Origin of the sequence: Myxococcus sp. CA039A (genome assembly GCF_013336645.1) — a bacterium.
In the GTDB taxonomy this organism is placed as follows: Bacteria; Myxococcota; Myxococcia; order Myxococcales; family Myxococcaceae; genus Myxococcus; species Myxococcus llanfairpwllgwyngyllgogerychwyrndrobwllllantysiliogogogochensis.
On record NZ_JABUMQ010000004.1, the window covers coordinates 61,332 to 82,185 of the forward strand.

The window sequence follows — 20,854 nt, forward strand, 5'->3', positions numbered from 1 at the left end:
AAGGGGGGAGCGGAGCCCACTCTACACGCCCCGCCGCCTCAGGGGCAGTCCGACTCGAATGCCCCCAGGTCCGGGGCTGTGCCGCAGAAGGTCAGTCCCAACCCCAGGCCCGCGTTGCGACCCGCGGAGCCCGACCCCAGCCGGAAGTCCCCGGTGTCGATGTTGACGAACCCCGGCGACTTCTCCAACGAGCGTTTGTCCAGCCCGCTGCGAGAGCGCCACTCCGTGAGGTTCACGCTCTCTCCATTCAGCAAGAAGGAGATGGAACCGGAGGAGCGGAACAAGAGGTTGCCATCCATCACCGTGCCGGAGCGAGCAGCCCCCGCGCGCGCGGAGACGCCACAGCCGGCGAAGACGTTGTTGCGCACGTCCAGACTGGCGCTCGGCCCCGTGTCGCCGTGGCCGAAGGTGAGACAGGGCCCGGGCATGTTCCACACCGTGTTGTGCTGCACCTTCACGTCGGTGGACGTGTCCACGCGGATGCCACCGCCGTCCTCGCTCCCACCCAGGCCATCCCGGATGAGGTTGCGACGGATGATGATGCGGGTGGGCGGCCCGTTCACCCGGTTGCCACCGATGTTGATGGCCCGGCCGTTTCCATAGAAGACGTTGTCCTCCAGGGTGACATCCGACGCGGACAGGTGGACGACGACCCCCTCGCCTCGCGACGTGGACGTGGCCTTGTGGCCCCAGATGATGTTGCCGCGCAGGGTGACGTGCGTGCAGGTCTTCACGTCCACGCCGTTCTCCCGGTTCTCGTGCAGCTCGTTGTCCTCCACGAGCAGATTGTCGAAGGGCGTGCCGGACACGGTAGCGCCGGCCTCCGGGCCGATGCATTGCACCGCGTCGCCGGAGTTGTGATGGATGTCATTGCCGCGCACCACCACGTTCTTCGACGTGGTTTGCACGATGATGCCGTGGCTGTCGCTGCCGCCCCGGCTGAAGTTCGAAATCGTGTTGCCCTCGATGAGGATGTCGTGGGCCTTCTCCGACACGTTGAGCCCCGCGCCCGCCGTGCCATTCTTCGCCACGCAGTCGCGCAGCACGCCGTGGTGCGCGGCGGTGCCTCGCCACAGCACCGCGAAGGCAGCGGAGCCCGCGGCATCCAGCGTGAGCCCCTCGACGCGCCAGTACGCGCCGCGCACGTCCACCAGCGCGGACTCGCCGCCAGGCTTCACCACGGGCGCGCTGCCCGGCGCGGCCTTCACCGTGAGCGGCTTCGCCTCCGTGCCACCGCGCTCCTCCAGCTTGAGGCGCTCCGCGTAGGTGCCCGTCTTCAGATAGATGGCCTCGCCCGGCGCGATGAGCGTCAGCGCCCGCGTCACCGTGCGCAGCGGGGCGCTCTCCGTGCCGGAGGCGCTGTCACTGCCCGACGGCGCCACCCAGAGGATGCGCGTGTAGGTCGGCTTCGGCGGCTCCGGAACGGGCTCGGGCTCGGGCTCCGGCTCGGGTTCCGGAGTGGGGGTGGGCTCCGGCTCGGGCGTCGGCGTGGGCTCCGAGGGCTGCTCGGATTCATCCGGCTCCGTCGGTGTCGGCGCGGGAGTCGTGGGGGATGGCGCGGGCGGGTTGCCCGTCGAGGGCGCCTCATCGGTGGACGGACGTGAGCCCGTGGTCTGGGTCAGCTCGCTCTTTCCATTGCAGGCAAGCAGGGCAAGCAAGGCAGCGGAGCAGTAGGCCGTCAGCAGCGGTGAGCGTTGGCGCATCCTGTCAGACTCCATGTGTGGGTCGCGGCGTATGGGGCGCTCGCGAGGACGGCCGCCAATCGGGGCGCGCGTCCTGTTCATTCCCCGACCCGATGGCAACCCAGACTCGCCAGGCCGCAGGGCAAGAAGGCAGGAAATGGGATTTCGGGCGGTTACGTTGAGCGCGAAGAAGTCAGGCTGATGTGCGCGGGCCCGAACATTCGTGCTGCTGCCTGTGCAGGTGTGCGGATGAAGGCGGTTTCATTCCCGACGCGGGTGGGCGGGACTTCACTCGGAGAGAAGGTCGCTCCGAGCGGGAGCATGCGGACGGGGGCGCGCCGAGAAGGCGTCTCCGACGAGCTGTGGACTGTCGGGTCGGCTCTGGGGGCACCGCGCGGCGAGGGCCTTTCCCCGTGCGCGGGCCGGGGCCTCGTGCCATTTAGCGCGCGAGGCATCGCATCCAAAGGGAACGCCATGAACGTGCTGGTTACGGGAGCCACAGCCGGGTTCGGCCTGGCCATCGCGCGCCGCTTCATCCAGGAGGGTGCGCGGGTCATCGCCACCGGGCGGAGGACGGAGCTGCTGGAGAAGCTGCGCGCGGAGTTGGGTGAGCGGCTGCTGCCGGTGACGCTCGACGTGACGGAGCGCGAGGCGATGGCGCGGGTGCTCGGCGCGCTGCCGGCGGACTTCGCCGAGGTGGACGTGCTGGTCAACAACGCGGGGCTGGCGCTGGGGTTGGAAGCGGCGCAGTCGGCGCACCTCGACGACTGGGAGGTGATGGTCGACACGAACGTGAAGGGGCTCATGTACTGCACGCACGCGGTGCTGCCCGGCATGGTGGCGCGCAACCGGGGCCACATCATCAACATGGGCTCGGTGGCGGCGGACTATCCGTACCCGGGTGGCAACGTGTACGGCGCGACGAAGGCTTTCGTGCAGCAGTTCAGCCTCAACCTGCGCGCGGACCTGCTGGGCACGGCCGTGCGCGTGACGGACATCGAGCCAGGGCTCGTGGGCGGCACGGAGTTCTCCAACATCCGGTTCAAGGGCGACGCCGCTCGGGCCGCGGCCCCCTACGCCAACACGCAGCCGCTGACGCCCGAGGACATCGCGGACGCGGTGCACTGGGTGGTGTCGCGTCCAGCGCACGTGAACATCAACGTCATGTCACTGATGCCGGTGGCCCAGGCCTTCGGGCCGCTCGCGGTGAAGCGACAGGGCTGAGCGAGCCACACGGTGGGCACCCGACGGGGTGCCCGCCCGCTCCACTGCCTGGTGGCGTCACACCCCGACCCACCGCAACTCCAAGGAGGGAGAAGCCTCGCGCCCCTCGCCGGAGTCCCGGCGGGCCGATGTTCGCGAGGCAGGGGGAAGCGCGATGAAGCGCTACGGCACGACCTGGTCCATCATCCTCGCGGTCTTCGGCGTGTATGGGCTGGTGATGTTCGGGGTGTCCTTCGCGGGCCTGACGGGAGAGACGCCCATGGTGCTCTCCTCGGTGCTGGGCCTGCTCGTCTGGGCCGCCTTCGTCGCCTTGGTCATCCACGCGCTGCGCTTCACGCTGCCGGTGGCCAAGGGGAACGACGACAAGGTCGACGAGAGCCTGCGCTGGACGTCCCGGACCTTGCTGGCGGCGGCCATCGCATCGCTCTTCACCGCCGTCGCGCTCGCGCCGGGAGCGTTCGCCGCGTGTGGCCCCACGTTCCTGGCGAACCTCTACCACTGGGGCGGGATTGTCGGCAGCATCGCCGCCTTCGCCTTCTGGTTCGCCTTCCCGCACATCGCGCGCGGCATGCTCGAGGAGCGCGCGGCGAAGGTGGAGCTGCACCGGGTGCGCAACATCGTGCTCACGGGCGCCGTCGTCTACGGCCTCATCGGAGTGTTCTGGCTCGGCGCGTGGCTGGTGCTGCGCGGCTCCATCGACTCCGGCGAGTACCCCAGCGCGGCGAGCTCGCCCTACCGGCTGCCCTACCCCGAGGGAGACCGCTCCTGGGTCATCCAGGGCAACAACTCCCACCTGAACCACAACGACGACGAGGAATACGCCTGGGACTTCCGTCGACAGTGCGGCACCCCGGTGCTGGCGGCGCGCGCGGGCACGGTGTCGCGCGTGGTGGACACGAACAGCGGCAACGGCGGCGACAAGCCGAACAACCGCATCGAGGTCGAACACGGCGACGGCACGGTGGGCCGCTACTTCCACATCTCGAAGGGCACCGCGAAGGTGGGCGTGGGCGACACCGTGAGCCAGGGACAGCAGCTCGCGGAGGTGGGCAACGTGGGCAACAGCCTCACCGGCCACATCCACTTCGATGTGGAGAAGGGCGGCGACAGCATCCCCGTCACCTTCAACAACGTGGACGAGGACAAGGGCATCCCCCGGACCTTCGAGGGCTACGCCTCCACGAAGTAGCGGGCACCGCGTGACGCGGTGCTTCCCCGCCCGCTTCAAACATGAACCACCATTCACTTTTTGGACAGGGTCCCCTGCGTCCCCGGCACGGCTTGGGTTAACGTCGCGGGCATGAGCGACTCGGACCGCCCGCCTCCACCCAGGGGACTCCTCGCCCGGGGATTGAAGCTCCTGGGCCACCTCACCCATCCGGAGACTCGAACGGGCCAGGTGTTCACCCGCGCCGAGCAGCGCCTCACCCGCGTCCTCACCCGCGTCTCCGAGAGCCCCACCTACCTGCGCGCCAGCGGCACCGTGCTGCGCCAGGGCCTCAACGCCCGCATCCGCCGCAACAGCTTCGTGGAGAGCGCGCTGCACACGCTGCGCCTGCCCACGACGTCCGAGGTGGAGAGCCTCCGCGACCAGCTGCGCCGCGTGAATGACCAGGTCGAGGCGCTCGGCTCCCAGCTCGAGGTGGTGGTGGACCTGCTCCATCGCCAGGAGTCCGACAGCCCTCCCACCAAGCCCGGCGCCTGAACATGACCGCGTCCACCCAGCGGCTGCGCTCCTTCGTCACCGGCCAGTTCGAGCTCACGCGCGCTGTCGCTCACGCGCTCAAGGCCCGTCCCTTCAATCCCTACCCGTACCTCAAGCCCTTCATCGAGCGGGCCTCCGGTGTGCGCGAGCCGCCCATCAGCGCCACGCCCCACACCGTCGTGTACACGCGGGGCAGCATGCGGCTGTTGCGCTACGCGGCGCCCCGTCGGCGCCACCGCACGCCCATCCTGTTCGTCTACTCGCTCATCAATCGCTGGTACATCCTCGACTTCCTGCCGGGCCGCAGCCTCATCGAGCACCTCACCCAGGAGGGCTTCGACGTGTACGCCATCGACTGGGGCGTGCCGGGCCAGGACGAGGAGCGCCTCACCTGGTCGGACCTGCTCGGCGGACTCATCCAGACGGCGGTGCGCTGGACGCTGCGGGTCAGCAAGAGCCGGGACCTCACGCTCTACGGCTACTGCATGGGCGGCACGCTCGCGCTGGCCTACACGTCGCTGCATCCCGAGGGCGTTCGCAACCTCGTCGCGCAGGCCACGCCCGTGGACTTCAGCAAGGGCGGTGTCTACACGCTGTGGACCGCCGCCAACCACTTCGACGTGGACTCGCTCGTGGATGCCTACGGCAACGTTCCCACGCCCGTACTGGAGAGTGGCTTCCTCATGGTGGCGCCCGTGCAGCGCCTCACGCGCTGGCTGGAGGTGTGCCGCCGCATCGACGACCCGGACTTCGTGAGCACGTTCCTCGCCATGGAGCGCTGGGGCTCGGACCCCGTGCCCTTCCCCGGTGAGGTGTATCGCCAGTACATCAAGGACTGCTACCAGCAGAACCTCTTCCACCAGGGACGCATGAAGGTGGGCGGAGAGGCCGTGGACCTGGGCCGCATCCAGGCCTCCGTGCTCAACGTCATCGCCGAGCATGACACCATCGCCTTTCCCGCCATGAGCGAGCCGCTCGTCGACCTGGTGGGCACGAAGGACGCCCAGACGCGGCGCTATCCGGTGGGCCACATCGGGCTGTCCGCCTCCAGCAAGGGCCCCACCCACGTCTGGCCCTCCATCTCCGAGTGGATTGCCACGCGCTCACAAGCGATGGAGCCCTGATGCACTCCGTCTCGGAAACCACCTCGGGCTCCGGCGTGCAGGTCCGTGAGGGCGTGCTTCGGCTGAAGGATGGACGGCGGCTCGCGTACGTGGAGTCGGGAGACCTGGACGGAGTCCCGGTGTTCTTCGTCCACGGCAACCCGGGCTCGCGCTACATGCGGCATCCGGATGACCGGCTCACCCATGGCCTCGGCGTGCGCCTCATCACCCCGGACCGGCCCGGCTATGGGCTGTCCGACTACCAGTCCGACCGCACGCTGTTGGACTTCCCGGACGACCTGGAGCAGCTCGCCAACGCCCTCAAGATAGGCCGCTTCTCCCTCTTCGGTGTGTCCGCGGGAGGCCCCTATGTCGCCGCCTCCGTGTGGCGACTGGGCGAACGAATCATCCGCTCCGCCATCGTCTCCGGCGCCTCGCCGCTGAAGCGGCCCGGTGGCATGGAGGGCGTCAACCGCGACTACCGCAACGCCTACGCCATGGCCGCGTGGCCGGAGTGGCTGCTGCATCCGTTGATGGCGATGCATGACCGGCAGGTGCGCTCGAATCCAGAGCGAGCCCTGGCGGCGCTGCTGGCGCATGCGTCGGAGGATGACCGGCTCGTGCTGTCGGACCCGCACATCGCCGCGCAGGTGCAGGGCTGGCGACGAGAGGCCACGCGCCGAGGCGTGGCGGGCATGCGCCGCGAAGCCCACATCCTGGCGTCGCCCTGGGACTTCGCGCTAGAGGAGATTCGAGGAGAGATGGACCTCTGGTACTGGGACGGCGACAGCATCGTCCCGCCGCAGATGGGGCGCTATCTCGCCTCGCGAATCCCGCGCACCGTGCCCCACTTCCTCTCCGGAGGCGGACACTTCTCCCTCTACTCGCACTGGCGCGACATCCTCGCTCCGCTGGCACGGCGGGGCTCGTGAGCCAGGATGGGCGGTGGCCCTCTCGGGCCTTCATCGAGGAGGAGGCACACGGGCGAATGGAGCCGGAGATGCGGCTACTCCTCGAGGGCCTGCGCGCGAAGGGCATCCCCACCGAGTGCTTCACCGCCAAGCGCCTGGAGCGGCGCCAGCTCCCGCTGACGTCGGACACGCTGGTCGCGGGCTACGTGCCCACGGTGCTGGGCGCGCTGAAGCAGTTGGGCATCGAGCCCCCTCCGACGAACGACTACCCGCCCAGCCTCACGCCCTTCCTCCATCGCCGGCTGTGGACGAGCACTGTGAAACAGCTCACCTCGCACCTGCACGACGTCGCGAGTCCGCCCGTGTTCGCCAAGCCCCAGGGACGCAGGAAACGTTTCACGGGCCGGGTCTTCCAGAGCGCCAGTGACCTCCTCTTCCTGGAGCGGGCGTCACAGGGCACGCCGCTCATCTGCTCGGAGGTGGTGCGGTGGCTGAGCGAGTACCGCGTCTTCATCGTGCACGGAAGGCCCGTGGGTACGCGTCACTATGCGGGAGACGTGACGGTTCCCCTCGACGAGGCGCGAGTCCACGAAGCGCTCCGCCTCCTGGAATCCTCCGGTGAAGCGACCGCGGGCTACTCCGTCGACTTCGGCGTGCTGTCCACCGGTGAAACAGCGCTGGTGGAGTGGAATGACGGCTTCTCGCTGGGCGCGTATGGACTGGAGCCGGAGCGCTACACCGCGCTGACCGTCGCCCGCTGGTGTGAGCTGACGGGACTCGCTCAGCCACCGCCGCGAAGCACCTGACAACGTTCAGTGTCCGACGCGGGCCTTGCCTCCGGGAGCACCACACCCCAGCTTCGCCTCCGGCCGGAGGGTGAGCGGACTCGCGGAGAATGAACATGGGACGGTGGCGGGCAGGCACTGCGGGGCTGGTGCTGAGCGTGTGGACAGCACTCGGCTGTGGTGGGAGCGGCGCGTCCACGGAGGCCCCTCCCCCCGAGGAAGAAGACCCAGGCTCCACGCCACAACCCCCCAAGCCTCCGACGCTGGAGCCGGGGGATGCGCGGTGGACCGTTCACTCGCGAACCCTCGGGCGACAGGACGCGGTGGCCGTGGCCTCGGACGGCCTGGGCGGCAGCGTGCTGCTGGGCACCACCACCGGCGCGACAGGCACACCGGATGCGTCCTCGACGGATGGCGGCGGCACGGCTCTCACCCTCGCCCACCATGACGGCGCGGGGCAGGTGCTCTGGACGCGCAGCTTCATGCCCGAGCCGTCCGAGAGCGGAGCGGCCCAGGCCCACGCGCAGTTCCTCGCCGTCTCCTCCGGGGGAGAGCTCTTCGTCGCTGGCAAGCTGGAGGGCCGGCTGCGCCTCGGTGAGACGCTCATCACCGACAGCCACTTCGTGGCGAAGCTGGCCTCGGACGGCACGCCGCTGTGGGCTCGCGCGACGGGCACCGTGAAGGCGCTGACAGCGGACATCGAAGGCGAAGTCGTGGTGGCGCACGGCCGGCTGGTGACGCGCTACGACACCCGAGGCACGGCGCGCTGGTCCCAGGAGATGCCCGCGCTGGCCTCCGCGTCCGTCGTGGCGCTGGACTCGGATGGCGGCGCGGTGCTCGCGGGGCAGCGCCCGCTGGCCCCTTTCGAGAGCATCGGGTTCATCGCGCGGCTGTCGCCCGTCGGTGAGGTGTACTGGGAGCTGGAGGTGGGACCGGACGCACCCTCCTTCACGCAGGTGATTTTCGCGGCCGATGGCGGGCTGCGACTCACGGGCGACTTCCAGGGCACGCTCCACTGGGGAGGCGCCGTGCTCATGCCGTCATGTGTCGCGGAGGGCTGCGCTCGCGCCGCCTTCGTGCTCGCGGCCGATGCGGCGGGACGTCCGCTGTGGGGACATGCGCTGACCAGCCCGTCGCCAGGGGAAGCCCGTGGCGCGCGACTGGCGGCGGATGAGGAGGGAGGCGCGGCGGTGCTCTGGAAGCATGGCTGCGGCTCGGAGCTGGTGCGACTGTCACCTTTGGGTGAGCTAGCGTGGCAGGCGCCCTACGTCACCCAGCCGTGTGACGAGAGCCTCCACCTGCGAGACCTCACCTTCCTGTCGGGCGGAGACGTCCTGGGTACGGGCACGTTCTCCGGTACTCGCGCGCTGGGCGGCACGGAGTCCTTCACCTCCGACGACACGGACGTCTTCCTTCAACGCCTGGTGCCGTGAGGCCCGCGTCGCCCCTCAGGCGGCGCGCGTCTCAGCGGGGACGGCCACCTCCGCCACGGGCTCGGGGAGCGGCTCACCGTCCGCGCCCAGCACCACGGGCTTGATGCCCAGCTTGCGCTCCACCAGGGCATGGCCCAGGTAGATGAAGGGCGTCAGGCTCACCGCGACGAGCAGCTTCACGACGTACGACGTGGCGATGATGTTGAAGATGACCGCGGTGGGCAGCACGCCCGTCCACGCGACGAACTGGACCACCGTCGTGTCGATGAGCTGGGAGACCAGCGTGGAGCCCGTCGCGCGCAACCACAGCATCTTGTTGTTCGTGATGCGCTTGAGCAGGTTGAAGATGGAGATGTCGCAGAACTGGCCCACCAGATAGGCGATCATCGACGCCAGCAGGATGCGCTGCGAGCCACTGAAGACGTTGTTGAACGAGCCCTCCACCGTCCCCGTGAAGTCCGGTGCGCGCGTCAGCGGAGCGAAGGGCACCTCCACCGCGATGGCAATCACCGTGAAGGCGAAGATGGCCATGCTGAAGCCCACCCACGTGACGAAGCGGGCGGCCTTCTTGCCGTAGAACTCGTTGAGGATGTCGGTGAGCAGGAACGTCACCGGGAACGGCAGCATGCCAATGGACATGACCGCCACCACGAAGCCCAGGTTGACCTCGAACAGCTTCACGCCGATGAGGTCTCCCACCACCAGCGACGTGACGAACACCGCCGCCAGCACCACGAAGAGCTGCATCCGCCTGTCGAGGTTCATGCCGTTGTTTCCTCTGGGCTCCGAAGTCGCGTCATACCGTGTCTCGCGTCCTCGGAAACAGTCCCCTCACCGAGAGTGCGTCCCCGTCCTCAGGGCTGCTTGTCCGCGGACACACCGGGCGCCGCGGGCTCGTCATGGGGGTAATAGGACGTGCCGGTGATGGACAGGAGCGCCGACGCGGGAGCACGCGGCTCCACCGCCTGGGGCTCCGGCTCCAGGAAGCGGGGCCGATACACACTCAGCACCGTCTGCTCCTGCGCGGAGGGGTTGTCGTAGCGACGCGGAAAGCCCCGGGGCCAGTGGAAGGCCATGCCCCGCTCGACGGGGTGCCCCTGCGACATCAGCCCCTGCCCCAGCACCAGCTCGCTCTCCTCCATGCCTGGATTCGAGCTGGCGGGGACGGTGCCACCGGGCTTCACGCGCAGGCGATACACGCCGTATCCCGCGCCCTCGTGGATGACGTCCAGGCGACCGAAGGACCGCTCCTCCGACGCGTAGCTCATCTCCTCCGCCGTGCGGTGCACCTGGAGCGAGGGCACCGCGAGGCCGCCCAGGGCCAGGGGCTTGATGACACGCACGGTGGCGGCGTGGACCTGCGCGCGCGGCACGTCCGCGGTGGGGGTGGCGAGCAGGTAGCGACTCACCGCCTCGACGGCGGATTCCAGCAGCTCGAAACGACACGCCTCCAGCAGGAAGCGCAGCTCTCCGGCCAGCCGCCCATAGTTCACCGTGTGCGCCAGCCGGCCGCCCGTCGCCGCGTTGCGCGTGTCCAGGAAGAGCGCCACGTCCAGCCGGAGCGGCTGCGCCGAGACGCGCTCGCGGTTGTACACGCCCACGATGCAGTCCACCGTGAGTCCGCGCAGCTCGATGACGTCCAGCGGACGGCCCTTGCTGTCATTGACCACGGGAGGATGGAAAGCCAGCTCCGCGCTCATAGTCTCGCGCTCCTGCCGCCGTCGACGGCGATGACCTGTCCGGTGACATAGGGCGCTTCGCGCGCGAGGAAGACGATGGTGCGAGCCACGTCCTCCACGCTGCCCTCGCGTCCCATGGGAATGTGTCGCAACACCTCTTCGCGCGCGGCGGCGTCGAAGCTCTCCGGGAACGCGGCCACGCCGGGCGACACGGCATTGACGCGCACGTGCGGCGCCAGCTCCACCGCCAGCGCGCGCGTCAGCATCAACAGGCCCGCCTTGCTCACCGAGTAGTGCGCGAAGTGGCTCTCCGGACGCTCACCGGCGATGTCGCCGACGTGCACCACCAGCGGGTCTTTCCCCGCGAGCAGCGCGGGCAAGAGCGCCTGGGTGAGGAAGAAGGGCGCGTCCAGGTTGACGGCGAGCATGGTGCGGTACCGCTCGCGCGAGATGTCCGCGAAGTCGACCCGCTCGTAGAGGCCAGCGTTGTGGACCACCACGTCCAACGCGGGCCAGGCCTCGCGGACGCTTGCGGCCAGGGCGTCGACCGCGTCGGGCTGACTCAGGTCGGCGGCATGAAGGGTAACGCGGCGTCCCTGTGCCCGGAGCTCGTCCGCCAGCGAGGCCAGCGCATCCATGGAGCGGTTCGCATGCAGCGCCAGGTCATAACCCGCGCGAGCCAGCGCCCTCGCCACGGCGCTCCCGACGCGGATGCCTGCTCCCGTGATGAAGGCGGTCCCCATGCGGCGCACTGACTAACAGGCCGCACGGGGAAAGGCACCGGGGACCTGAAAACACGAAGGGCGGTGCTGGATACCCCCGTATCCGGCACCGCCCCTCGACCCCCTGTTTTTTCTCAGCGAGAACTACGGGTAGTAGCTGGCCGGGTGCGTGCGGTTCGAGCTCCAGCCATTGCCGCGCTCGTAGGACACCCAGACCCACTCCGTGGTCTGCACGTAACCGCCTTCCACCCACCGGTTCTCATAGAAGCCACCCGAGCAGCGGGAGACGCGGTGCCGACGGCCACGACGCTCCTCGCACACCTCGGGCACCCACACCTTCTCGTAGCGGCCCTCGACCCAGCGGTTCACGGTCTGCATCTCGTAGCGGCCGCGAGCCCGGGAAGGAGGACGGGGCGCCGGAGCGTGGTGGCAGCCGCCGGTGTGGATATGGGCCTCATAGCGGTCCGGGTGGTGGCCCCGGCGGTTGTCCCGGTCCTGGTGGCCCCGGTTGTCGTCACGGTCGTTGTCCCGGTCATGGTTTCGGTCATCGCCGCGGCGGGCCTGCTGAGTCGCCCAGTCGCGCACGCTGCCGTCCTCCGCCATCGCCGTCGAGGAACCAAGGAACAGGGTGCCGAGAGCCAGGGTGGTGAGAGCAGTCTTGAAAGCCATGGTGTCCGTCCTCCGTCGTGTTGCTACTTCTGACGGGGCACCCTCCGGAACATTCACCATCGGGCACCACCCTTCCTCGCGGACATCGAGCGCGGATGTAGGCAAGGCGCTCAAACCCCCGTGGAACCAGGGACTTACCGGGCGAAGCGAGGTGCGACCTCCGCGCAGGTGAGGCCCTCCTCGGGAGCGCAGTTGCGCCCCACGAAACAGCCTCCCGCGCCTTCATGGTCCACGCAGCGGATGGGCCGGCAGTCCGCGTCACCCACGCACGAGCGACGACTCACCGTGCACGTGCCCTGGCTGCAAGCATCCTGCACGCAGTCGGTGTCCTGCTGGCATGAGCAGAAGCCCTCCACGTCCCCCTCCGCAATCGAGCAACGTCCCGCGCACGCGCCCTCGGCCTGTCCGTCCGACTTCACGCAACGCCCGCCACGTCCACAGTGCGAGTCCTCACGGCACGGCAACGAGGGCGACGGCGCGCACTGCGCATCCGAGCGACAGCGCGCACGACTGGCGACCACCACCACGTCCGAGCACTGGTAGCCATGAGGGCAGCTCTGCCCCTCCGAGCAGTCCGCGCCGCAGAAGGCAGTCCCCGGGCTCGCTGTCTCGCGCAGACAGAAGTTCGCGCCGCGACCGCAGACCTGGAGGCCACCGCCGTAGATGCAGTTGGCGCAGTAGGGACGTCTCACCGGGTCGAAGTCGCTGAAACATGTCCCCGCTTCCACGCCCGACGGCGTGCCGCAGGACTCACCGAAGGCGCAGTCTCGCGCGTCCGCGCAGAAGCTCGCGTCGCAGACACCCAGGGCACAGGCGGCGCGCCCTTCTGGCGTGGTGGCGTCGCAGAGACACGGTGCATCACCGCAGCGGCAGGCCGTGCCCGCGCAGTCTCCGGATGTCCGACAGCCCGCCACGCACGTGGTCCGCGCGAGGTCACAGACTTCGCCCAGCGCGCAGTGCAGGTCCGTGGCGCAACGGCCGCGCGTCAGGCAGGTGCCGGTGCTGGTGTCGCAGAAGAGGGAGTCCTCACCGCAGTCCGCGTTCGACTCGCAGCCCGCGCGGTCCTGGCAGAAGCCCGCTTCGTTGCACAGCTCTCCCGGCGCACAGGCGCCGTCCGTGCGACACCGACAGGCCGACGTCTCCGTGTCACACCGATACGCCTCCGACGGCGTGCCGCAGTCCGAGTCCACGCGACAGCCATCATCGCCCACGGGAGCGTCACCGCGACAGGCGGCGAGGAGGAGCAGCAGCGGCACTGCGAGGGGAAGCCAGCGGCGCATCACGGGTCGAAGACCTCCGAGCGCCCCAGGACGTACGACGTCCAGGTCGCGGTGGACAGCGTGTCGTAGGTCCACTGCGAATACTCGAAGCGAGGGACTCGCGCGAGGGAGAGGTCCGCGCGAAGTCGCGCGCCTTCGGGCAGCTCCGCGCGCAGCGACTGCAACGCGGCCTCAGGGAGCGTCGCCCGCGTCTCACCTCCCGGAAGCACGGCGGTCCAGCGGATGCCGCCTGTCGTACCAGGCGCCATCAGGGTGAGGACCTGCACGTCCAGGGTGGCACCGGAGGACGATGGAGTCCAGGCCACCGCTCCCGTGAAGCGGGTATCCCGCGCGGGCTCGGTGAAGACAGGGAACGGGAGTATCGGCGGGAGCGTCACGCCCGCCTCCAGGGCTCCTGGCTGACGGTGATACAGCACGCTCTGGGGATAGGCCGTGGTGCCTCGAAGCAGGTCGAGGAAGAGAAGGCTCGCCCCGTCCACTCGAGGAAGCTGGGGGAACGTGAGCAGCGGACCGGGCCCTTCGACAGAGGAGAAGAAGCGCGAGCCCGTGCCCCAGTTGTGCGGATGAGGAACCAGTCCCTCCGCGCCCAGGTCCAGCCACGCGTAGACCTGATGCAGGGCTTCCTCGCCCGCGATGATGACGGGCCCCGCCACGGAGAGGGGCGCGGTGACGTCCAGATGCACGTCGAACACCACGTCCTGTCCTTCGGACACCCGCGTGCCCGAGGCCGCGATGCCGCGACGCACGCCGAGCAGGTAGGGCTCGAAGTCGACCTCGTCCTTCAGCACGCCGAGCACCGCGTACACCGCGCGCAAGCCGGGCTGCGCCTGCACGACGAAGGCGCCACCCTCTTCGCGAATCCGCCACGTCTCCGCGCGACGGTCTCCGGGCCCCGCGAAAGGAGGGCCCGACGCGGGGCTCAACTGCGCCACGAAGACGCGAGCCTCCAACACCTCTCCAGTCTGGAGCGGCCTGGGCGGCTTGAAGCCTCGCACCCGGCCCGTGATTCGAGCACTCGCGGGCACGGGCGGATTGCCCGGGTTGCCTTCGCTGTCGAGACGGCGCAGGTACACCGTCAGGTTCTCCGAGCGGATACCCGCCACCGTCACCACGTCGTGGCCCGCCTTGAAGACGGTGACGCTCTGCGCGCCCACCATCCGTGAGTCGGACAGCGTCAACTGTCCGCGTGCATCCGTCTCACCCTGGAGGAGTGCCGGCGAGCCCGTGCCGAGCAGGACCTTCGCGCCCACGACGGGCTGCCCGTAGGTCCCCGAGGAAGTGTCGAGCACCGTGACATTCAACGTTCCCGTGAGCAGTGCACCCGAGAGACCTCCAGGGCCTCGCGGGTCGAAGTAGGTGAAGGCCTCGGAGAGCGCCGAGCGCACAGCCCCCTGGATGACTGCCACCTCCTCGGGCCCCTGGCTCCGCGACACAGGAGTTCGACAGGTGAGGGTGTGGGCGTCCACCACGTGCACGTCGCTCGCGGGCTCTCCACCATAGGTGACGCGGATGCCTTCGACGAAGCCGGTCCCTCGCACCGTCACTCGCGAGCCTCCCGCGATGGCACCGCGCGCGGGCTCCACCTGGGAGAGCACGAGCGCGGGCTCGTAGGTGAAGGCGTTCGGGAGCAGGGCTTCGTTCTCCGGGTCGCTCGCGGAGGAGACATGGAGCGCGTGCGCTCCCGCGCCACCTGGCGGCGTGATGAGGCGGAGTTCAGTCGTTCCCAGCACCGTCACATCTGGAGAGAGGAGCGCGCCGACTCGCACCATGGCATCCGGAGGCAGTGCGTCTCCTTCGAGGAGGACCTGACTTCCTCCTCCCGAGGGGCCCGTTCCAGGCGTCACCCGCGTGAGCGCGAGCCGATAGGTGTAGCCCCCTGGGAGGTGACTGCGCAGCGAGGCCGCGCTGACCGTCACGGGGACTGTGCGCGGAAGCGTGCCTCGCGGCGGAACGCGGACCGTGAGCGTGAACCGGGTCGCCGCGACAATCTGGACGGGCGTTTCATCGAAAGTGACGGAGAGGTCCGGAAAGTCGAACGCCAGTCCTGTCAGCGTCACCGTGCCGTCCTCTCGCGCCCCCACGCGTGGAAAGACTCCCAACACGCCGAACACGGTGCCCTGCGGACTGTCCGCGTACGTGAATCCCTGACGCACCGTCCAGGCACCTCGCGGGGTGACGATGCGCACGGGGACTGTCTCCATGTCCATGTGCCGTGGCGAGGCCACCACGAGGCGCGTGGGTGACTCCACGCGGAAGGAGGGCGCGGACGTGTCTCCGAAGAAGACCTCCGTCGTGCCCTCGAAGCCCTGTCCCGTGAAGACGACGGACGTGCCCCCGAACATCGTCCCCGTGAGCGGCTCGATGTCGGTGACGCGGGTGTCCTCGACGTAGCGGTATGCACGCCTCAGCACGTCACCCACGCCGGCGCCCTGCACCCGCACGTCGACGGAGCCAACAGTGGTGCTCCGGGGAACGACGACTCGAAGCTCCGAGGAGGACACTCGCGTGACGGAGGGACTCGCCGTGCCTCCGAAGAGGACCTGGAGCCCCGTGCTCGAAGGGAAGCCCGCGCCCACCAGCACCACGGTGTCACCGCCCCCTTGCGCTCCCGTATCGGGCGAGACAGCGCGGAAGTCGAAGACATCGAAGTACGTGAAGCACGCCGCGCAGACCGTCGTCCCATTCGGGTTCTTCACCGAGACGTCTGCCGTACCTTCGATGCCAGGAGCCGTGCGCAGGTCGAGCGTGGTGTCGTCGATGAGCTGGAAGTCCCGAACCGCGCGCGAGCCGATCCGCACCTCCGTGCGCAGCGCGGCTTCCGAGGGCGTCGCGGCCACCCCTTCCACGAAGCCACGGCCCTTCAACGTCACCCAGGTTCCACCCCCACTCTCTCCCCGCGTGGGCAGCACCGAGTGGATGACGGGCGCGGCCAATGCGCCCGCGTCGACCTGAGTCCCCGCGTCCGTGCGGCCTGCGTCCTCCGCACCCGCATCACGTGAACCCGCGTCCGGCAGGTCGCCCGGTGGTCGGGACGAGCCTCCGCATGCCGCGAGGACAAGGACCAATAGACTCAGCACGAACCCGCGCAGAGGTCGCTCGACATCGACACGACTCGCGCAGCCGGGCCAGAAGCGGCCGCTCCTGGCAGCGAGCCACAAGCCCATACACACCAGGGTGTCATGCACGATGGAGGAGCAGTTGCCCGCTCGGGCCGGAGCCCTCATCGCGAAGCCATCCGGGATTGGCGTGCGTGATTCCCGCGAGCCCGAAGGCAGGTGGTTGTTCGCCGTCGGCACCGCCATGCGGCGACCAGGCCATGAGGAACTCCTCATGGGTGCCACTCCTCCTGGAGCGTGTAGCCATTCATGCCCGTGCCCCAGGCAGGTGGTCGTTCGCGTCAGCACCGACGTGCGACGGCTGGGCCATGAGGAGTTCCTCATGGGTGCCACTCCTCCTGGAGCGTGTAGTCATTCATGCCCGCGCGCCCAGAGACAGGTGGTCGTTCGGCGTCGGCACCAACGTGCGACGACGGGCCAGGAGGAACTCCTCATGGGAGCCACTCCACCTGGAGCGTGTAGCCATTCGTCGTGCGCGCGTCATCACCCAGGACTCTCGCGGTGAGCCGCTGGCCCGCCACGGTCGGAGCCGGCAGCGACACAATGGCGCCCTCCGCGTCTTGCGAGCAGCCCAGTTCCACGCCTCCGCTCTCTCCCAAGAGACACAGGCGCAGCAAGCCACGGTCCGCCGCGTAGCCCGACAGCGACACCTTCACCCCTTGGGCCGCGGGCACGGTGAATCGAACATGGTCCTGCTCTCCCGGGCAGACCATCCCTTCCAGCAACAGGCGCTCCGGCAGGTCCGTGGCCGTATCGACGGTGTCGTTGGGCTCGTGGACATCGTCATCACAGGGCGTGCCTCGCGAGAGGAAGAAGCCGATGTCATACGCTCGCGGCAGCGTGTCACGAGAGGCGATTCGCACCGTATACGTGCCCCGCTCCGCCACGACGTGCGACATGCGGAATCGTCCCGTCGCCAGCACCCGGCCCCTCGCGTCTTGAAGGGTCGTGGAGAACACCGACTCCGCGAACACCTCCGCGTCCACGTTCACGCCGAGCTGGTCCCCTCGCTCCAAGGTGAGCGAGTAGTGGTCCACGTCATCCGGGCACAGCGTCAGCTTCACGTAGCGACTCGCGCTCACGCGGAACGCCGTGGACACCGTGTCGTTGGGCTCCAGCGCATCCGGCTGACAGGCCCGGGGCTCACAGGTTCCCGTGCCGAGGTCACAGCGCTGGTCCATCGCACAGTCATCATCCGAGCCACACGGTGGAGGACCCGGCAGGCACGCCCCGCTCGCCAGATGACACACCCGAGGCACGTCGCAGTCCCGGTCCGAGTAACAACGCGGCGTCGACGAGCACCGTCCCGCCGCATCACACATGAAGCCCACCGCGCAGTCCGTGTCCGCCTCACATTGGACGCAGAGCCCCTCCGCGCAGTGCTCCCCTTCCCCGCACGAGGTGGCCTCGGTGCAACGGGCCACACAGGCATGCAGCCCCGCGTTGCAGCGCTCCTCGGCACCACAGTCCGCATCCTCGACACATCCCAGGTCCTCCTCGCAGACGAGCGTGGACCCATTGCATCGCTGCCCGGTGGGACACTCGCCCCTCGCTCCCGAGGGACAAAGCACCACCTGCGTCCTCGCGAGACAGAGCCCCTGTCGGCACCACAGCCCGAATGCACACGCCTCGTTCGTCGCGCAGTCCGTGCCCCAGCCCTCACGAAGCACACAGGCCCGCGCTTCATCGTCGCAGCGTTCCTTGAGCCGGCACTGGCCGCTCGACTCACAGGCACCGCAGACACCCGCGAGCGTGCAGACCTGTCCTCCCTCGCAGTCCTCGCGCCGCGCACAGGACGTCGGGCTGGGCCCCGCATCCGGCACGGGTGGCACTGTCTCCTTGGAGGAACAGGCGAGCACGCCGCACGCCAACACGAGGAGCCACCACCGCATCGTCACGGCACCTCCGTGACCACGCCCGAAGGCCACTGCACGTCCGCCACCGTCCACACCTCACCCTGACTCGCCAGGGTGCGACGGAACTCGCCCTTCAGCACACCCCGGTCATACACGCGCACCGTCGCCTCGCTGCGCGGGTCCACTGCTCCATTCGCGCGCGCCAGCACCACCGCCACACGATAGGTCCCCGCCACCGGGTTCTCGTAACCGAACACCTCCGGGCCGTAGCCCGTCAGCCGGTCTCTCAACAACTCCGGGTCCTCCGCGAGGCCGGGCGCACCCCAGTCCGGACGCGGATTCGCGTAGTGACAGTCGTCCACGGAGCCCGGCACCGCGTCCACGCCCCGCGACACATGCAGGTCCAGGTCCGTCTCCGCGTGGTCCCACGACACGTCCACCAACAGTCGCTGCGCGGGCACCGCCAGGACACGCGCGCTCGCGGGACGAGGACTTCGAGCGCCGGCGGCATCCGTCACCGCGAGTTCCACCACGTACGCCCCCGGCACCACCGGGTCCAACCGCAACACCGTGCGGGCCGCCCCCGGCTCCATCACCTGAGCCCGCGCACCCACCGGTCTCTCCCGCAGCACCCATTCGTACGTGAGCGGCCCATCCCCATCCGCGTCCGTCGAGGCCGTTGCGTCCAGCACCACCTCTCCTCCAGGTACGCTGTCTCCCATCGCACCCATGACAGGCACCGGCGCCAGATTCACCCCGCCGTGCAGCGCCACTCGCGCCTCTCGGTGGTCAGGGTCCGTGGTCCGCAGCAGGAGTCCTCCGCTCACCTCCTCAGAGGCAGCACCCAGAGGCACCGCATAGCGGACCGACAGCTCCACCTCGCTCGACACATCCAGGACCGCCGGGGTCTTCGTGGAGCCCACGAGCTGAAAGGCCGACGGTATCGAGTCACCGACAAGGGCCAGTGATTCGAGCACCAGCGGCGCGTTGCCTCGCGAGCGCACCTTGAAGGAACGCACCACGGCGTCACCTTCCGCGACGCGTCCGAACTCGAGCCGCTCCGCGTCCAACTCCAGAATCGCCGAGGTACGCCCCTCTCCTCGCAAGGACACGTCGAGCGACGGACGACTCGGGTCATCCGTGTGCAGCTCCAAGGTCGCCGTGTACGGAGACTCGCGCGGAGGGACGAAGGCCAACAGCACGGGGGACTCCGCCTGCGCGGGGACTTCCACTGGCGCGGAGATGATTCGAAACGGACTGTCCGCCTCCCGCACCGAGACACCCACCACGCGCAGCGGAGCGCGCCCCGCATTCACCAACGGCAGGGACACCGTGCGCTCGTTCAGCGCGGGCACCTCTCCGAAATCGAGCGTGGATTCGGGCGCCACCCAGCGAGGCACCACCGGCAGCGGAGGCGCATCCTTCCCGCAGCCTCCCGTCAGCAAGCAGCCCACGACGAGCCACCACCCTCCGCGAGCCGCCCACGTCCTCACGACGCGTCCTCTTCCACGTACTCCAGCTCCACCCTTGACCCGAGCCCGGGCACCGAGTCCCCCGCGAAGAACACCGTCCTCCGCTCGGGCTGATACACCCAGCCATCCACGGCTCCGGCCCTGGGCGTGCAGACGGCATCCAGCGCTTCGGCTGGCTGACCCGCGCACGCCTCTCGGTCCACCGCGTCACAAGCGCTCAGCGCGTCCTGCGTCGCACCACAGGGATACCGCACCCGGACCCGCAACGAGTCCACACGAGGGACACGCTCCAGCGCGAACGTGCGCCGCAAGCCCACCGCGCTCGTCGCCAGCGTGCGGAGCGCTCGCGCGAAGTCCTGGTCACAGATGCTCCCCAGCTCCCCACCCATCAGCGTCACCAGCTCCGCGTACCGAGTCCCCGGCTCCGCGCCACAGCCATTCGCGGGCACGTCCCCGATGATGGCGGAGGCCACCACCGTCCCGTCATTTCCCAGCCCCTTCGCCTGCTCGAACGCGCGCCAATACATGCGCACGTCATGCGGCGAGCGGTCGTCCTCATCCGTCACGAAGGCCAGATAGAGCCACGCTCCCGGACGCAGGAAGTCCACGGCGTGCTCCAGCGCGCAACCGTCGCGGCAGGGTTGTGTGGAGCAGCGCGCCACACAGGCCGCGCGGGCCTCCAGCACCGGTGCGTTCTCCCGAGCCACCTGCTCCAGCACGAGGTTCGCGGCCTCCAGGCCCGCCTCGTACGCACTTCCCTGCGTCCCCACGCGCACGCTGTTCGCGAAGGCCTGCTCCAGCTCAGGTGTGTCCGGCCTCAGGATTCGCGGCGTGCCCACCAGGGCCCCCGGCCGCGTGAAGGTGTCCGTCGTCGCCACGCCCATCCGGTAGTCGACGCGCCCCTCGCGGAACAGCGAGATGAAGGCCTGGAAGTTGCGCGCGAGCGACTCCTGACGCGGTGCCATGGAGGCCGAATCGTCCACCACCCACAGGACATCCACCGCGGGGGCAGGGCGCTGCGCGTACGTGTCGACGTGATAGCCGGCGGGAAGCGAGGGCACGAGCCGCTCGTCCCGACAATCGACGACCAGGAGCGCCAGGAAGGCGACGGCGGCTGCACGGCGCATGAGCGAGCAGCCTATTACCACCGCTCCTCGGGAATCGAGCAGGCCGTCCCGCCGAGCGTTCATGGCGCACATGGACAGCCAGAAGCAGTC

At 69.2% G+C, this 20,854-nt stretch carries 17 protein-coding genes; 7 read left to right on the top strand and 10 right to left on the bottom strand.

All coding sequences use genetic code 11. The features are described from left to right. Positions 1–38 precede the first annotated feature (38 nt). Positions 39–1,703, bottom strand: a complete 1,665-nt coding sequence (locus tag HR086_RS01150; RefSeq protein WP_174464593.1) for a nitrous oxide reductase family maturation protein NosD — start codon at positions 1,701–1,703, stop codon at positions 39–41. 453 nt (positions 1,704–2,156) lie between these two features. Here HR086_RS01150 and HR086_RS01155 point away from each other — a divergent pair, with 453 nt between their 5' ends. From HR086_RS01155 to HR086_RS01185, 7 genes are all read left to right on the top strand, one after another. Further along, positions 2,157–2,906 (top strand): SDR family NAD(P)-dependent oxidoreductase, encoded by a 750-nt coding sequence (locus tag HR086_RS01155; protein WP_174464594.1) that lies wholly within the window; start codon positions 2,157–2,159, stop codon positions 2,904–2,906. Positions 2,907–3,060: 154 nt separating this feature from the next. After that, positions 3,061–4,095, top strand: a complete 1,035-nt coding sequence (locus HR086_RS01160; protein WP_174464595.1) for a M23 family metallopeptidase — start codon at positions 3,061–3,063, stop codon at positions 4,093–4,095. 111 nt (positions 4,096–4,206) lie between these two features. Beyond that, positions 4,207–4,611: a hypothetical protein gene (locus HR086_RS01165; protein WP_141643637.1), complete on the top strand. Its 405-nt coding sequence runs from the start codon at positions 4,207–4,209 to the stop codon at positions 4,609–4,611. A gap of 2 nt (positions 4,612–4,613) precedes the next feature. Beyond that, positions 4,614–5,735 (top strand): alpha/beta fold hydrolase, encoded by a 1,122-nt coding sequence (locus HR086_RS01170; RefSeq protein WP_174454000.1) that lies wholly within the window; start codon positions 4,614–4,616, stop codon positions 5,733–5,735. Further along, positions 5,735–6,646, top strand: coding sequence for an alpha/beta fold hydrolase (locus tag HR086_RS01175; protein WP_141643639.1), 912 nt, complete (start codon positions 5,735–5,737; stop codon positions 6,644–6,646). The genes HR086_RS01170 and HR086_RS01175 overlap by 1 nt, the downstream gene beginning before the upstream one ends. Before the next feature lie 68 nt (positions 6,647–6,714). After that, complete coding sequence (locus HR086_RS01180) at positions 6,715–7,431, top strand: ATP-grasp domain-containing protein (RefSeq protein WP_254626125.1); 717 nt, start codon at positions 6,715–6,717, stop codon at positions 7,429–7,431. Positions 7,432–7,526: 95 nt separating this feature from the next. Then, a complete protein-coding gene (locus tag HR086_RS01185; RefSeq protein WP_174464597.1) occupies positions 7,527–8,843 on the top strand; it encodes a hypothetical protein in 1,317 nt (438 codons plus the stop codon). Between the two features lie 15 nt (positions 8,844–8,858). Here the strand turns inward: HR086_RS01185 and HR086_RS01190 are convergent, their stop codons facing one another. From HR086_RS01190 to HR086_RS01230, 9 genes are all read right to left on the bottom strand, one after another. Next, complete coding sequence (locus HR086_RS01190; protein WP_174464598.1) at positions 8,859–9,608, bottom strand: queuosine precursor transporter; 750 nt, start codon at positions 9,606–9,608, stop codon at positions 8,859–8,861. 89 nt (positions 9,609–9,697) lie between these two features. Beyond that, positions 9,698–10,543 (bottom strand): dihydroneopterin aldolase, encoded by an 846-nt coding sequence (locus HR086_RS01195; RefSeq protein ID WP_141643642.1) that lies wholly within the window; start codon positions 10,541–10,543, stop codon positions 9,698–9,700. Continuing rightward, entirely contained in the window at positions 10,540–11,265 is a 726-nt protein-coding gene (locus HR086_RS01200; protein ID WP_174464599.1) for an SDR family NAD(P)-dependent oxidoreductase, read from the bottom strand. The genes HR086_RS01195 and HR086_RS01200 overlap by 4 nt, the downstream gene beginning before the upstream one ends. A 123-nt stretch (positions 11,266–11,388) precedes the next feature. After that, the gene (locus HR086_RS01205) at positions 11,389–11,913 is read right to left on the bottom strand and encodes a hypothetical protein (RefSeq protein ID WP_254614127.1); all 525 of its coding nucleotides are present in this window, start codon (positions 11,911–11,913) and stop codon (positions 11,389–11,391) included. A gap of 134 nt (positions 11,914–12,047) precedes the next feature. Continuing rightward, a complete protein-coding gene (locus HR086_RS01210) occupies positions 12,048–13,193 on the bottom strand; it encodes a hypothetical protein (protein ID WP_174464600.1) in 1,146 nt (381 codons plus the stop codon). Then, positions 13,193–16,525: an IPT/TIG domain-containing protein gene (locus tag HR086_RS01215; RefSeq protein ID WP_174464601.1), complete on the bottom strand. Its 3,333-nt coding sequence runs from the start codon at positions 16,523–16,525 to the stop codon at positions 13,193–13,195. The genes HR086_RS01210 and HR086_RS01215 overlap by 1 nt, the downstream gene beginning before the upstream one ends. 215 nt (positions 16,526–16,740) lie before the next feature. After that, complete coding sequence (locus HR086_RS01220) at positions 16,741–18,201, bottom strand: hypothetical protein (RefSeq protein ID WP_174464602.1); 1,461 nt, start codon at positions 18,199–18,201, stop codon at positions 16,741–16,743. Between the two features lie 2 nt (positions 18,202–18,203). Further along, positions 18,204–19,658, bottom strand: coding sequence for a choice-of-anchor D domain-containing protein (locus tag HR086_RS49345; RefSeq protein WP_174464603.1), 1,455 nt, complete (start codon positions 19,656–19,658; stop codon positions 18,204–18,206). Beyond that, positions 19,655–20,764, bottom strand: coding sequence for a vWA domain-containing protein (locus tag HR086_RS01230; protein WP_174453692.1), 1,110 nt, complete (start codon positions 20,762–20,764; stop codon positions 19,655–19,657). The genes HR086_RS49345 and HR086_RS01230 overlap by 4 nt, the downstream gene beginning before the upstream one ends. Positions 20,765–20,854: the final 90 nt, after the last annotated feature.

Coding starts and splice junctions, on each gene's coding strand:
- HR086_RS01185 (WP_174464597.1), top strand. CDS start 7,527: ATGGGACGGTGGCGGGCAGGCACTGCGGGGCTGGTGCTGAGCGTGTGG.
- HR086_RS01165 (WP_141643637.1), top strand. CDS start 4,207: ATGAGCGACTCGGACCGCCCGCCTCCACCCAGGGGACTCCTCGCCCGG.
- HR086_RS01175 (WP_141643639.1), top strand. CDS start 5,735: ATGCACTCCGTCTCGGAAACCACCTCGGGCTCCGGCGTGCAGGTCCGT.
- HR086_RS01210 (WP_174464600.1), bottom strand. CDS start 13,193: ATGCGCCGCTGGCTTCCCCTCGCAGTGCCGCTGCTGCTCCTCCTCGCC.
- HR086_RS01150 (WP_174464593.1), bottom strand. CDS start 1,703: ATGCGCCAACGCTCACCGCTGCTGACGGCCTACTGCTCCGCTGCCTTG.
- HR086_RS01220 (WP_174464602.1), bottom strand. CDS start 18,201: ATGCGGTGGTGGCTCCTCGTGTTGGCGTGCGGCGTGCTCGCCTGTTCC.
- HR086_RS01195 (WP_141643642.1), bottom strand. CDS start 10,543: ATGAGCGCGGAGCTGGCTTTCCATCCTCCCGTGGTCAATGACAGCAAG.
- HR086_RS01155 (WP_174464594.1), top strand. CDS start 2,157: ATGAACGTGCTGGTTACGGGAGCCACAGCCGGGTTCGGCCTGGCCATC.
- HR086_RS01180 (WP_254626125.1), top strand. CDS start 6,715: ATGCGGCTACTCCTCGAGGGCCTGCGCGCGAAGGGCATCCCCACCGAG.
- HR086_RS01215 (WP_174464601.1), bottom strand. CDS start 16,525: ATGAGGAGTTCCTCATGGCCTGGTCGCCGCATGGCGGTGCCGACGGCG.
- HR086_RS01170 (WP_174454000.1), top strand. CDS start 4,614: ATGACCGCGTCCACCCAGCGGCTGCGCTCCTTCGTCACCGGCCAGTTC.
- HR086_RS01230 (WP_174453692.1), bottom strand. CDS start 20,764: ATGCGCCGTGCAGCCGCCGTCGCCTTCCTGGCGCTCCTGGTCGTCGAT.
- HR086_RS01200 (WP_174464599.1), bottom strand. CDS start 11,265: ATGGGGACCGCCTTCATCACGGGAGCAGGCATCCGCGTCGGGAGCGCC.
- HR086_RS01205 (WP_254614127.1), bottom strand. CDS start 11,913: ATGGCTTTCAAGACTGCTCTCACCACCCTGGCTCTCGGCACCCTGTTC.
- HR086_RS01160 (WP_174464595.1), top strand. CDS start 3,061: ATGAAGCGCTACGGCACGACCTGGTCCATCATCCTCGCGGTCTTCGGC.
- HR086_RS01190 (WP_174464598.1), bottom strand. CDS start 9,608: ATGAACCTCGACAGGCGGATGCAGCTCTTCGTGGTGCTGGCGGCGGTG.